The sequence below is a fragment of the Alloalcanivorax dieselolei B5 genome (genome assembly GCF_000300005.1).
GTDB classification, from domain to species: domain Bacteria; phylum Pseudomonadota; class Gammaproteobacteria; order Pseudomonadales; family Alcanivoracaceae; genus Alloalcanivorax; species Alloalcanivorax dieselolei.
In genome coordinates this window covers 2,630,772-2,643,634 of sequence record NC_018691.1, presented here as the reverse complement: position 1 = coordinate 2,643,634, position 12,863 = coordinate 2,630,772, and the positions used below count along the sequence as shown (strand labels likewise).

The 12,863-nt window shown below is 63.1% G+C and carries 11 protein-coding genes; 4 read left to right on the top strand and 7 right to left on the bottom strand.

The annotated features are described in order from the left end of the window. Positions 1-74: 74 nt before the first annotated feature. The gene (locus B5T_RS11870; protein ID WP_014994747.1) at positions 75-1,781 is read right to left on the bottom strand and encodes a sulfatase-like hydrolase/transferase; all 1,707 of its coding nucleotides are present in this window, start codon (positions 1,779-1,781) and stop codon (positions 75-77) included. Between the two features lie 130 nt (positions 1,782-1,911). Between B5T_RS11870 and B5T_RS11865 the strand changes: the two genes are divergently transcribed. Further along, the gene (locus B5T_RS11865) at positions 1,912-2,844 is read left to right on the top strand and encodes a LysR family transcriptional regulator (RefSeq protein ID WP_014994746.1); all 933 of its coding nucleotides are present in this window, start codon (positions 1,912-1,914) and stop codon (positions 2,842-2,844) included. A gap of 11 nt (positions 2,845-2,855) precedes the next feature. Here the strand turns inward: B5T_RS11865 and B5T_RS11860 are convergent, their stop codons facing one another. After that, positions 2,856-3,275, bottom strand: coding sequence for a PaaI family thioesterase (locus B5T_RS11860; RefSeq protein ID WP_014994745.1), 420 nt, complete (start codon positions 3,273-3,275; stop codon positions 2,856-2,858). Between the two features lie 174 nt (positions 3,276-3,449). On the opposite strand from B5T_RS11860, the gene B5T_RS11855 reads away from it, so the two are divergent. Further along, entirely contained in the window at positions 3,450-4,031 is a 582-nt protein-coding gene (locus B5T_RS11855) for a TetR/AcrR family transcriptional regulator (protein WP_014994744.1), read from the top strand. 4 nt (positions 4,032-4,035) lie between these two features. On the opposite strand, the gene B5T_RS11850 is transcribed toward B5T_RS11855, so the two are convergent. From B5T_RS11850 to B5T_RS11835, 4 genes are all read right to left on the bottom strand, one after another. Then, complete coding sequence (locus B5T_RS11850; RefSeq protein ID WP_229682927.1) at positions 4,036-5,418, bottom strand: MFS transporter; 1,383 nt, start codon at positions 5,416-5,418, stop codon at positions 4,036-4,038. Positions 5,419-5,575: 157 nt separating this feature from the next. Beyond that, positions 5,576-8,176: a bifunctional aconitate hydratase 2/2-methylisocitrate dehydratase gene (gene acnB, locus B5T_RS11845; protein ID WP_014994742.1), complete on the bottom strand. Its 2,601-nt coding sequence runs from the start codon at positions 8,174-8,176 to the stop codon at positions 5,576-5,578. Positions 8,177-8,381: 205 nt separating this feature from the next. Then, the gene (locus B5T_RS11840; protein ID WP_014994741.1) at positions 8,382-9,614 is read right to left on the bottom strand and encodes a multidrug effflux MFS transporter; all 1,233 of its coding nucleotides are present in this window, start codon (positions 9,612-9,614) and stop codon (positions 8,382-8,384) included. Then, entirely contained in the window at positions 9,611-10,441 is an 831-nt protein-coding gene (locus B5T_RS11835; protein ID WP_014994740.1) for an alpha/beta fold hydrolase, read from the bottom strand. The genes B5T_RS11840 and B5T_RS11835 overlap by 4 nt, the downstream gene beginning before the upstream one ends. Before the next feature lie 148 nt (positions 10,442-10,589). On the opposite strand from B5T_RS11835, the gene B5T_RS11830 reads away from it, so the two are divergent. Next, positions 10,590-11,168 (top strand): TetR/AcrR family transcriptional regulator, encoded by a 579-nt coding sequence (locus tag B5T_RS11830; protein ID WP_014994739.1) that lies wholly within the window; start codon positions 10,590-10,592, stop codon positions 11,166-11,168. A gap of 12 nt (positions 11,169-11,180) precedes the next feature. On the opposite strand, the gene B5T_RS11825 is transcribed toward B5T_RS11830, so the two are convergent. Further along, positions 11,181-12,083, bottom strand: a complete 903-nt coding sequence (locus B5T_RS11825) for a lysophospholipid acyltransferase family protein (RefSeq protein ID WP_014994738.1) — start codon at positions 12,081-12,083, stop codon at positions 11,181-11,183. A gap of 125 nt (positions 12,084-12,208) precedes the next feature. On the opposite strand from B5T_RS11825, the gene miaE reads away from it, so the two are divergent. Beyond that, complete coding sequence (gene miaE / locus B5T_RS11820) at positions 12,209-12,811, top strand: tRNA-(ms[2]io[6]A)-hydroxylase (protein ID WP_014994737.1); 603 nt, start codon at positions 12,209-12,211, stop codon at positions 12,809-12,811. Positions 12,812-12,863 lie beyond the last annotated feature (52 nt).

Sequence of the window (12,863 nt, the reverse complement as noted above, 5' to 3'; positions counted from 1 at the left end):
AAAAACGGTCCCATGCCGTTTCACAGGGGACCGCCATAAAAAGCACCGCGGGGGAGCCGCGGTGTTGTTCTCCGTTAAAGTCGGTAAAGAAACGTCGGACCGGGGAATTCCTGGCCCTCGTCCTTGCCAATCTCGGCGGCCACCAGTTGGTTGGTCTTTTCGTTCATGGCCATCAGCAGAGGCTTTACCTTCTCCGGGTCGGCCGCGAGATTGTTGAGCTCATCCGGATCGGAATGAGTGTCATACAACTCCAGATCGTTATGTGCTCGCAGCGTTTCCCAGTCCGTCGGCGTGTGATGGCTGTCGGGACTGAAATAGCGCGCGAACTTATAGCGGCCGTCGTGCACCCCCCTATGCAGGCCCCGATTACCCAATTCGGGGCCCAGGCGCAGTTGCTTGAAAAAGTCGGCGAGCATGGCCATGGGGGTGATCTCGTCGCCCTCTTTGGCCAGCCGCCGGGTGGCTTCCGGATCGGTATAAAGCAGCACGCCATAGGCAAACAGCACGCCCCGATCATCGCGTTCGGTATTCTTGCCGTTGAGTGCCGGGCTCAGGTCAACCCCCGGCGTTTCGCTCTTGTGCTTGCCCGCGCTGGCGAGCCCCACCAGGGTGGGCAGCAAATCCACCGTGCTGCCCAGGTTGTCCACCCGGCGTCCGCCCTGCACATCCGGATGGCGGATGATCAGGGGCACGCGGCTGTTTTCCTTGTAGATCAGCGGGCCTTTCTGGCGCAGTCCCTGGGCGCCGGCCATTTCGCCGTGGTCGGCGGTATAGACGATGATGGTGTTGTCCCACTGGCCGCTGGCCTTGAGCGCCTGCAGCACGTGCTCCACCTGGCGGGACACATCGCGAATGCAGTTGAAGTAGTAGCTTTGGTTGGCGCGCCAGGCGGCTTCGTCCTGTTTGTCGATGTGGCCATAAATGGCATCGAGCACCTGGGCGTAGGAGCGGTGGCACCAGGGCTTGTCCATCAGATTGGCGTGGTGGAAGGAGCGCGGTAGCGGAATATGCCGCCAATCCGCCTCGTACACCGGGTCGTTGGGCGGCGGCCGCAGCGGCGCCATGAAATCCGGATTGACCCGCGACTGTTCCTGCCGGGCGCCACTGGAGAAGAACATGATGTCGTGGGGATTGACGAAGTTCACCGCCAGCATCCACGGTTTGTCCAGTTGATGACTGCGCCGCGCAAGCCAGTGGCTGGCCTCGCCGGCCACCATGCGGTCGGCCAGATAACCCTGCCATACCGAGCCGTGCACATCGCCGGTGAGGTTGTAGTCGTGGAAGCCGTGCTCCTCCAGAGCTTTGTCACGGCTCGGGTAGCTGCCATAGAGCAGACCCGGGCCGTCCTCGATATCCGATAAATGCCATTTGCCCTTGTAAGCGGTGTGGTAGCCCATCTCTTGGAAGAAATGGCCGACGGTGGGCAGGTCCGGATTCAGAGTAGGAAAGGGCGGCGCATGCAGGTTAGCGGTCATACCGGTGTGCATGGTGTGTTGTCCGGTGTACATCACCGAACGCGATGGTGAACACGGCGAGGTGTTCACATGATATTGATTGAAACCCACCCCCTCGGCGAGCAGGGTCCGATGGGCCGGCAGGTCCAGCTCCGCCGGCAAATCCATCCACGACCGCTCCTGATCCGACACCAGTAGCAGTACGTTGAGCGGACGGTCGCCGCGGACCGGCGATGGTGCGCGGGCGCCGGCGCGGCGGCTGACTCCCAGCGCGGCGGCCCCGAGGGCCAGTTGTTTGAGAACGGTGCGCCGATCCGGTCCGGTCATGATGTTCCCTGTTATTGATTATTGGATGAGCGGAGTATGCCGGGATCATTGATAAACAGGGTGAATGAATCCATTCTCTTTACTTATGATTATTCTTGCGTGCCATGAGTGACCATTAAGGAGAGCAACGATGTGGCCTCTACAGCAGCTGGTTCAGTTCCGGGCGGTGTACGAGCACGACAGCCTGTCGGCGGCGGCGCGCGCCCTGGGCATGTCACAGCCGGCTTTGAGCCACAGCCTGAGTAAGCTGGAGGCGCGTGTGGGCGGGGCCCTGTTTCAGCGGCACACGCGTTCCTTGCGCCCCACGGAATTGGCGCGAGCACTGTATAAACAGGCGGGCAGGGTGCTCGACGAAGTGGCCGGGCTGGACCTGCTGGTAGCCCGTTTCCATGAAGGACGCAGTGGCCTGGTGCGGATCGGCTGCGGGCCCTTCGCGCCGGATATTCTCGGCCAGAGTCTGGCCGGGCCGTTACGACGTGAGGGCAGCGGCATCCGGCTGGATCTGCACGCGGATCAGTTTGATGCTCTGCAAGAAGGGCTGTACGCCTACCGGTACGACTTTCTGGTCTATGACCGCCCGCAATTGGAAACCCTGGCGGATCAAGCTGATACGGTGGTTCAGCCGTTGCGCCATTTGCCGCTGCGGGTGGTGGCGCCGGCGGCCTGGGTCCGTGGGGAGAAAGAACCGGTCGGAGAGGATCCTGCCGCTGCCCGGGCATTCATGGCACGGATGCCATGGGCATTGCCGATTGTGCCCATGGAGTATCGGCAAAGGCTGTCACCCTGGTTCCAGGCCTTGCTGGAGCAGCGCAAGGGCGCCGAATACCAGATGGCGGCGATCAGTTCCTGCCTGGCATTGTGCCGGGCCGGCCAGGCGATCACGGTGGCGCCGGATCTGCTGATCGAGGCGGATATCGCCTCGGGACATCTGCTGACGCTGCCTTTGGATACCGGTGTGCGAGTCGATGTCAGTGCCTGCCGGCTGCGCTCTCATCCGTTGTCCGACGCCGCGGCCCGGGTCTGGCAACTGCTGGTCAAAGGCGGCGATTCACCTTGGCGCTAATGCCGCCGGTCTCAATTGGCGGGCGGCGGACTGCGGACGATGGTGCCCTGGGCCGCCACGCAGAGTTTGCGCTGCTCCTCACGGCAATCGTAAATGTCGCAACGGACCACGGCCTGATTGCGGCCGGCATGAATCACCGTGGCCTCCGCCAGCAGGGTGTCGCCGCCGGCGGGGCGCAGGTAATTGATCTTGAATTCCGAGGAAAACACCAACGGTTCCAGCACCGTGCCGCCGGCGAACGCCAGCGCGTTATCGGCCAGATAGCTCAGCACGCCGCCATGGACGAAACCGTATTGCTGGCGCAAATCGTCCTTCACCTTCAGGCGCAAAACCGCTTTTTCCCGCTGGTATTCCAGTAATTCCGTCCCCAGCAGGGCGCTGAAAGCCTGCTCGGCCAGGACCTGCCGGGCCTGCTGCAAAGAGGCGTGCATGGAGAGTCTCCCGGGTTCGGGGCATCACCGGCATGGCGATACCGTGTGTGGAGTATTACTCTAGATATTTGCTCCAATGGCGTCAATCCTCTCAGGTTGTGCCTTGTTGCGAATCGCATTAGGGTGCTTTGCTCTCCACTTTCTACTTTCCACCCCCACTGCCGAGGGCCGGGAATGCCGAGTTCGGACACACGTGACAAGATCGTTGCCGCCGCACTGGCCACTTTCGTGGAAAAGGGCGTGGCCAGCGCCACCATGCAGGCGATTCGTGAGCGCGCCGAAGTGAGCAATGGCAGCCTGTTTCACTTCTTCGCCAACAAACAGAGTCTGTGCGAGGCGGTTTACCTGGAGGGGGTCCGGGACTATCAGAGCGGCCTGGCGGCACAGTTGGATCAGGGCGGTGGCGCTCGTGACGTCGTGGCGGCGGTGTTGCGTTACCACCTGGAATGGACCGAGGGAAACCGGGACTGGGCGCGATTCCTGTCCGAGCGCGGCTACACGGGATGGGGCGAGGATCTGGCCCGTCAGGTGGAACAGGCCAATACCGCTTTGATGTCGACGGTTTCCGCCTGGGTGCGGCGGCACGTGGCGGAGGGCACACTCAAACCCGTGTTGTCCCCGGAGGTGGTGGTGGCCACTCTGCTGGGTCCGGCCCAGTTGCTGTGCCGGGCCTGGCTGGCGTCGGAGAGCGCCGCGGCGCCAACCACGCATCTGCGGGAATTGGTGGCCGTGACCTGGAGTGCGTTGGCCGCCTGACCGGCTACAGCCGGGGTGTGGAGCGGATCCGGAACAGGCTGATCGCCGCGGCGACGGCGGCAAAGGCGGCGGCCATGAACAACGCCGGGGTGATGCCGTGTGCCAATTGCCCGAACATCAGAGCGGTGAGTGCCGCGCCCAGGGTTTGTCCGATCAATCGGGTAGTGCCTTGCATTCCTCCTGCGCCGCCACTGCGCTCCCGTGGCGCGGAACCGATCATGGCGCGATTGTTGGGCGCCTGGAATAGTCCAAAACCAATGCCGCACAACGCCATGGAGCCCAGCAGTGCCGGTAAAGGCGGTTGCTCCGGCAGCAGGGCCAGCAACACCAGTCCCGCCATTTGCAGTACCAGCCCCGTCGAGCACAGCACACCGATGGGATAACGATCCGCCAGCCGTCCGGCGATGGGCGCGGTGATCGCCACCGCCGCCGGCCAGGGTGTCATCAGCAGCCCGGTTTCCACCGCGCTGTAGCCGAGAATGTCATGCAGATAAAAGGGCAGGGCGATGAACGCCGCCATTTGGCTGGTGAAGGCGCAAAACGAGGTGCCAATGGCCAGCGCGAACGGCGGAATACGTAGTAGATCCACCGGCAGCAACGGCGAGGACTGGGACAACTGTCGGCGTACCAGCAGCGTGATCACCACCAGCGAGGCGGCCAGCGCCAGCGCCGCCACGGTGCCGCCCATGCCATGGGCGAGACTGTCCACCGCCATGACCAGCAAGCCGATGCCCAGTGCGTTGAGGAGCGCGCTGCCCCAGTCAAAGCGGCGCGGGGCCTGTCCGGTCTCGGGAAGAGTGTGGCGGGCCAGTACGAAGGCCAGACAGCCCAACGGGATGTTCACCGCGAACAACCAGGACCAGGATCCCACCGACAGAATACCGGATGCCACGGTGGGGCCGACCGCCGAGGATAAGGCCACCACCATGGCGATCAGGCCGATGCCCCGGCCCAATAAGCGTGACGGATAGATAAAACGCACCAGAGCGGCGTTGACGCTCATTACCCCGGCGGCGCCCAGCCCCTGAAAAAAACGGGCGGCGGTGAGTGTCACCAGGGAATCAGCAAGCGTGCATACCAGGGACGCGATGGTGAACACCGCCAGCCCGGTCTGGTAGACGCGGCGATAACCGACGATGTCGCCCAATGACGACAGCGGCAGCAAGGTGGTGGCCACGGCGAGCAGATAGGCATTGACGATCCACACCGATTGCGAGGGACTGATCTCCAGGTCCCGGGCAATGGTGGGCAGCGCCACGTTGACGATGTTGCTGTCCAGCACCGCCAGGCCGACGCTGACCACGATAGCGAACATGGCCCGGCGCCGTTGTTCCGTGGGCAGGCCGTCCTGGTCCGAACGGTGTTGGCCCGATGTACTGTCAGGCAAGAAAAAAGCTCCTGGCGCAAGCGTTCAAAAAGGTCACAAAAAAAACATCATACCCGGTTGAAGGTGGGGGCTCCATTTGGGGGATGCGGGTTTGTATGGCGGCCATAAAAAAGCCCGGCGCGAGGCCGGGCTTTTTATCAACAGCGAAGCGTTTCCATCACACCGCCTGGGCTACCGGAATCTTCACCGTGTCCGCTACTTCCTGATACTCCTCCATCTGGTCGAAGTTCAGGTAGCGGTAGATCTCACCGGACATGGAATCGATGGTATCCGCGTATTCCATGTACTCCTCCACGCTCGGCAGCTTGCCGAGAATGGAAGACACCGCCGCCAACTCCGCGGACGCCAGGTAAACGTCGGCGCCTTGCCCCAGACGGTTGGGGAAGTTACGGGTGGAGGTGGACACCGCGGTGGACTTCGGCGCGATCCGGGCCTGGTTGCCCATGCACAGGGAGCAGCCGGGCATTTCGGTACGGGCACCGGCGCTGCCGAAGATGTTGTAGTAACCCTCTTCGGTGAGCTGACGCTGATCCATCTTGGTCGGCGGAGCGATCCACAGACGGGTCGGCATGGTGCCGCTTTCCACTTTCTGCAGCAGCTTGCCGGCGGCGCGGAAGTGGCCGATGTTGGTCATGCAGGAACCGATGAACACTTCGTCGATCTTGGCGCCGGCCACGTCGGACAGGGTCTTGGCGTCGTCCGGATCGTTCGGGCAGCACAGTACCGGCTCCTGGATCTGATCCATGTCGATTTCGATGACGGTATGGTACTCGGCATCGGCGTCGGCACGCATCAGGCTCGGGTTGGCCAGCCACTCTTCCATGCCCTGGATACGGCGCTCAATGGTACGGGCGTCGCCGTAGCCATTGGCGATCATCCACTTGAGCATGGTGATGTTGGACTTCAGGTACTCGGTCACGCTGTCCTCGGACAGGGTGATGGTACAGCCCGCGGCGGAGCGCTCGGCGGAAGCGTCGGACAGCTCGAACGCCTGCTCCACGGTGAGATCTTCCAGGCCTTCGATTTCCAGGATGCGGCCCGAGAACACATTGACCTTGCCGGCTTTGGCGACGGTCAGGTGGCCTTCCTTGATGGCCTGCAGCGGAATCGCATGGACCAGGTCACGCAGGGTGATGCCCGGCTGGCGTTTGCCTTTGAAGCGCACCAGTACGGATTCCGGCATATCCAGCGGCATCACACCGGTGGCGGCGGCGAAGGCCACCAGACCGGAGCCGGCCGGGAAGGAAATGCCCATCGGGAAACGGGTATGGGAGTCACCGCCGGTGCCCACGGTGTCGGGCAGCAGCATGCGGTTCAGCCAGGAGTGGATGATGCCGTCGCCCGGACGCAGGGAGACACCACCACGGTTCATGATGAAGTCGGGCAGGGTGTGCTGAGTTTCCACGTCCACCGGTTTCGGGTATGCGGCGGTGTGGCAGAAGGACTGCATCACCAGATCCGCCTGGAAGCCCAGACAGGCCAGGTCTTTCAGTTCGTCACGGGTCATCGGACCGGTGGTGTCCTGGGAGCCCACGGTGGTCATCTTCGGCTCGCAGTACATGCCGGCGCGCACGCCTTCCATGCCACAGGCCTTGCCGACCATCTTCTGGGCCAGGGTGTAACCCTTGTCGGAATCGCCGGGCTGTTCCGGTTTGCGGAACAGTTCGGACGGAGCCAGCCCCAGAGCTTCACGCGCCTTGGTGGTCAGGCCGCGGCCGATGATCAGGTTGATCCGGCCGCCGGCGCGCACTTCGTCCAGCAGCACTTGAGAGCGCAGCTCGAACTCGGCGATCACTTCGCCGTTTTTCTCCACCTTGCCTTCGAACGGGTAGATGTCGATCTGGTCGCCGGTTTCCATTTTGGAAACGTCACACTCGAACGGCAGAGCGCCGGAATCTTCCATGGTGTTGAAGAAGATCGGAGCGATCTTGCCGCCGATGCAAACACCGCCGGCGCGCTTGTTCGGCACGTAAGGAATGTCGTCACCGAAGTGCCACAGCACGGAGTTGGTGGCGGACTTACGGGAGGAACCGGTGCCGACCACGTCGCCCACATAGGCAACGGGCAGGCCTTTGGCCTTTAGCTCTTCCATTTGCTTGAGCGGGCCGATTTCGCCGTCTTTCTCGGGGAAGATGCCTTCACGGGCATTCTTCAGCATGGCGTTGCCGTGCAGCGGGATGTCCGGGCGGCTCCAGGCATCCTGGGCCGGGGACAGATCGTCGGTGTTGGTTTCGCCGGTGACCTTGAACACGGTCAGAGACATTTTCTCGGCCAGGTCCGGGCGTTTGGTGAACCACTCGCCTTCGGCCCAGGATTCAATCACTTCCTTGGCTTTGGCGTTGCCAGCTTTCATTTTGTCTTCCACGTCGTGGAAGGCATCGAATACCAGCAGGGTGTGCTTGAGTTCGTCGGCGGCGATTTCCGCCAGCTCGGCATCGTCCAGCGCTTCCACCAGAGTGGCGACGTTGTACCCGCCCTGCATGGTGCCCAGCAGTTGAACGGCACGTTTGCGGTCGATCAGGGGAGAACTGGCTTCGCCTTTGACGATCGCGGTCAGGAACGCGGCCTTGACATAAGCAGCCTGGTCCACGCCCGGCGGAACGCGGTTGACGAACAGATCCTGAATGAACTCCTCTTCGCCGGCCGGCGGGTTTTTCAGCAGTTCAACCAGTTCGGCAACTTGCTGCTCGTTCAGCGGCTTGGGCGGCACACCTTCGGCGGCGCGCTCTTCGACATGTTTGCGATAGGCGTCTAGCACAGCGTATCCCTCGTTTCGTCTTGGCCGATTTCTTTTGAAAATCAGCTGGTTAGGGTGTCTCTGGGGGTCGGAATTGCGCGCGGAGTATAGCGGAAACCCCATCATCTGTTAAGCCAAACGGGGCCTGCAGCCATTCATGAGATGAATGTTCGTAATCACTGGGGGAAGAGATGGGAAGCCGGACGCCAGACACCGGCGTCCGGCGTTAACCGTTGTTCCCTCGGCTCCGGTACAGCAGAAAAGCGGCCAGGGCCAGCGCCGAGACCGTGGCCAGAATCGCCCCCAGAGCCGTTACCGGTGGCAGCGGCAGTGCCGAGACCAGCGCCGTCATCGCCGCCGCGCAACTCATTTGCAGACAACCGAGCAGCGCCGAAGCCAGCCCGGCTCTGTCGGGAAAGGGATGCAGGGTGAGGGCGGTGCCCAGCGGATTGATCAGCCCCATGCCGAACAGAAAAACGGTGATCGCCAGGGAAAACGGGATCAGCCCCTCGGCGCTGGCGGGCAGCAGAGTGAGGCCGCCGATCAGGGCAATGAGAATGCCCGCCAGCCCCACCTTGACGACGCCGAACCGCCGAGCGAAGCGCGGGGCCAGTAAACCGGCGGCAAACACCACGAAGACCGTGGCGGCGAAGAACCACCCCAATTGCAAAGCACTGAGCCCGAGGTGCCCCATCAGAATCGCCGGCGCTGCGGCGAAGAAACTGTACAGGCCGCCGATCACCAGACTCACCGCCAGGGCTGGCAGCAGAAAACGCGGATCGAGCAACAGGCGCAGGTAACCCGGTGCGGCGGTGGCCAGCGCCTTCCGGCTGCGGCGGGATGGCGGCAGGGTTTCCCCCGCGCCTGACAGATAAAGAGGAATCAGGGCGGCGCCAAGCACGGCCACCATCAGAAAGTTGGCCCGCCAGCCAAGAGCCTGCTCCAGAGCACCGCCCAGCAACGGCGAGAAGCCGGGGGCCGCGGCCATCGCCACCATGGTCAACGCCAGGGCCCGGGTCAGAACCTCACCGTCAAACAGATCACGGGCAATGGCCCGGGACAGAACCGAGGCCGCGCATACCCCGAGCGCCTGAATCACCCGGCCCAGGATCAGTTCATTGATATCGTCGGCACGGCTGCACCAGAGACTGCCGGCGATGAATACCGCCAGTCCCAGTACCACCAGGGGCCGGCGGCCATAACGATCGGATAATGGGCCGACCAGCAGCTGGCCGATGGCGAAGGCGGCGAAAAAACTCGACAGCAGCAGTCCCAGTTCCCGCGCCGGCACGCCGATATCGGTGGCCATGGAGGTAAAGGAAGGCAGAATAATGTTGGTGGAAAGGGTGCCAATAGCCGCGAGACCGGCGAGTAATATCAATAAGTTACCGCCGAATTCTCGAGTGGTTTCCAGAGCCAGCCCGGAGGCGTCACCACGCTCGGATATCGGACCGGTCACGCTTCGCCTCCCGCGTTCACCCGCGTCATCTCCCGGGATCCAGCGGTGGCGATGAAGTCGCTGCAAAGCCCGATCATCGCGGGCTCCCGCAGCAGACGCCGGTGTCCCAGCCCGTCGGCACGGATCAGCTCGGATTGCGGCCAGTTTCGATGCAAGGTGTCGGCGGCGCTGAACGGCACGGTGTCGTCTTCCGGGTCATGCACGATCAATCCGGGATGACGCAGGCCATCCTTCAAGATTTCAAGATCCAACGCCGCCAGCGGATGGCCGATGAAGTCCTCCACCCATTTCTCGAAAGCGGCGGTGCCCGCCTGATCCAGCCCCACGCCAATGGCCAGCTGTCGCACCATTGCCGACAACGAGACGGGGCCGCCCAGATGGATACTGGCGTGAACGCTCAGCCCGCGATGAAACGCCCACAGGGCCGCGGCGGAGCCCACTGAATGGGCGATGACGCCATGCACCGGTTCCCATTCCCGGGCCAGTGCCAGCAGAGCTTCTCCCAGGTGCACCACGCTGGCCCGTTCGCCACTGGATTCGCCGTGGGCCGGGCCGTCGAACAGCGTGACACTGTAGCCGGCGGCAAGCAGCGGATCGACGAAACCCAGCAGGTGCGCAGCGCGGCTGCTCCAACCGTGCACCAGAACCACCCGGGGGCCGACGCCGAAGGTCCAGCTAACCAGGGTGCCCATGGCGGTGGAGTGCGTTTTTTTTTCGGCACGGCTGAGCTTGTCCAGCTCCGACGGCATCAAGGGCGGACGCTCCGGCACCGCGAAGGCGTTGATGAGGGCCGGTGGCATGGATGTTGGCTGTTGCGGAGAGGGCATGGGGCCTCCTGAAGAGAGCTCACAGTGACGAGCTGGTTAAATGATGGGTGACATGTTTGATTAAATGTCGCTCATCATTTAAAATGCGTCAAGCACTTTCTGACCGATGGGCGGGGCGATTTCCGCTCCGCGGCAAGGAGGATGGATCATGAGGGTCACTCGGGCTCAGGCCGAAGAGAACCGTGAGCGGGTCATCGAAACGGCGGGACGATTGTTCCGCGAAAAAGGGTTTGACGGTGTTGGCCTGAACGACCTGATGCAGGCGGCCGGGCTGACCCGGGGCGGATTCTACGGGCAGTTCGAGTCAAAGCTGGATCTGGCGGTGCGGGCTTTGAGCCGGGCCCAGCAGCACAATCTGGAGCGCTGGCGTCCGTTGGCGGAGCAACCCCGGCAACAGGCTTTGCAGAATCTTATCGGCGGTTATCTGTCGCGCTATCACCAACAACACCCGGAAGATGGCTGCGCTCTGGCGGCGCTGGCGGTGGACACGGCCCGCCAGCCGGAAGCATTGAAAGAGGCGTTCACCGATAACCTGCGGACCTTCCTGGAGTTCGTGGCCGGGTTGTGCGACGGCGATGGCGAGGAGCAGCGCCAGGAGCGGGCCATGGCGGTGCTGTCGACCTTGGTGGGGGCCCTGGTACTGTCCCGCGCCACCGACGATGCCGATCTGGCCCGGGGCCTGCGGCGAGCCGCATCGGCGGCGGCGCTGGAGGCGGGACGCAAGTAGTGTGAACAGGCCCTAGTACGGCAGCGTGCCGCCGGGGGGCTGGCGGCGAAAACGCTTGTAGCTCCACAGATACTGCGAGGGTTCTTCCAGAATCAGCGCTTCAATGGACTGGTTCATGGCCTTCAGTGCGTGATCCAGATCGCTGTCGTGAATGTCCTGGTGGGCCGGGCGCACGCGGATTTCGAAACCGCCGGTGCCGGGCAAACGGCGGGCCCAGGCCATGAACACCCGGGCACCGGTCTGTTGCACCAGCTTGCAACTGAGCGTGCCGGTGTAGGCGGGCTGGCCGAAAAACGGCGCGAACCGGCCGCTGCGGCGGTCCGCCACCTGATCCGGCAGAATCGCGGTCATTGCCCCTTTGCGCATGGCCCGTACCAGACCGGCGACACCACGGGCGCTGGCCGGGTACATGGTGGAACCGAAATGCTCGCGGCCCTGCTTGATCAGATCGTCCACCTCGGCCATGCCGGAAGGGGCGAACATCACATGCAGTGGGAAATCCCGCGCCAGCCAGAAATTCAGCACCTCCCAGCAGCCGATATGCGGTGCCAGGATCAGTACCGGCTGACCGGCGTCCACCGCTTCGCGCAGCGGGCCGTCGCCATCCACCGACACCACCCGGTCCAGGCCTTCCTCCGGGCGACGCCAGAACAGGGCGATCTCGAACGTGTTCTTCACCGTTTCCACCAGGGAATCCCTGGCCAGTTGATCCGGGTTCGGCTGATTCGGCAGACACAGCGATAAATTGATGCGGGTGACGCGCCGGGCCTCGGTGGGCAGGGCGGCGAGCAGGCGGCCCACGGCGGTGGCGAGCGCCCGGTTCAGGCTGAAAGGCAGCAGGCCGAGCAGGCGCAATCCGGCCACCGCCAGATTCCCTTTCAGTTTTTGTATGCGTGGATTGGTTCGACGTCCCATGGCGGGCAAGTATACGGCGCTGGGCGCGGGACGCCAGAGGGAATGCCAGAGGGAATGGTTGTCGGCTGTAGAGACGTTGGCGCCGACGTACCGCTATAATCGCCGCCGGAGCAAACGAGGACGCCATGACCGATATTTCCGCCCTGCAAGCCTTTCTGCCTTGTGCCACGCCCCGGGCCTGGATCGACTGGGCGCTGGAAAACCCCGATCTGCTGATGATCGACCACGCCCACTGCGAGAAAAAGGCGGCGTCCACGGCGCTCAACCTGATGTTCCGCTATGTGGACCGGCCGGAACTGCTGGATGCCTTGAGTCAGTTGGCCAGGGAGGAACTGCTGCATTTCGAACAGGTGGTGAAAATGATGCGCGAGCGCGGCGTGCGTTATGACCACCTGTCGCCGTCACGCTACGCTCAGGGGTTGCGCCGTCATGTGCGCACCAGTGAGCCCGGGCGACTGGTGGACACCCTGATCATCGGCGCCCTGATCGAAGCCCGCTCCTGCGAGCGCTTCGCCGCGCTGGCCCCCCATGTGGACGAGGAACTGGGCCGCTACTACCGCTACCTGCTGAAAAGCGAATCCCGTCATTTCGAGGATTACCTCGACCTCGCCCGCCGCTACAGCGACACGGACATCGAGGACCGGATGGCGTTCTTTAAGGAGAAGGAAAGGGCGTTAATCGAGGAGCCGGATGAGGCCTTCCGCTTTCATTCCGGAGTACCGGAATGAAAGCGGAAGGCCAAATTGACAGTGGACAGTTGATAGTTGACAGCGAAACCCA

Bases quoted from the DNA above. Each gene is read 5' to 3' on its own strand.
- B5T_RS11830 (WP_014994739.1), top strand. From the start codon at position 10,590: ATGAGGGTCACTCGGGCTCAGGCCGAAGAGAACCGTGAGCGGGTCATC.
- B5T_RS11870 (WP_014994747.1), bottom strand. From the start codon at position 1,781: ATGACCGGACCGGATCGGCGCACCGTTCTCAAACAACTGGCCCTCGGG.
- B5T_RS11835 (WP_014994740.1), bottom strand. From the start codon at position 10,441: ATGCCCTCTCCGCAACAGCCAACATCCATGCCACCGGCCCTCATCAAC.
- B5T_RS11855 (WP_014994744.1), top strand. From the start codon at position 3,450: ATGCCGAGTTCGGACACACGTGACAAGATCGTTGCCGCCGCACTGGCC.
- miaE (WP_014994737.1), top strand. From the start codon at position 12,209: ATGACCGATATTTCCGCCCTGCAAGCCTTTCTGCCTTGTGCCACGCCC.
- B5T_RS11825 (WP_014994738.1), bottom strand. From the start codon at position 12,083: ATGGGACGTCGAACCAATCCACGCATACAAAAACTGAAAGGGAATCTG.
- B5T_RS11860 (WP_014994745.1), bottom strand. From the start codon at position 3,275: ATGCACGCCTCTTTGCAGCAGGCCCGGCAGGTCCTGGCCGAGCAGGCT.
- B5T_RS11865 (WP_014994746.1), top strand. From the start codon at position 1,912: ATGTGGCCTCTACAGCAGCTGGTTCAGTTCCGGGCGGTGTACGAGCAC.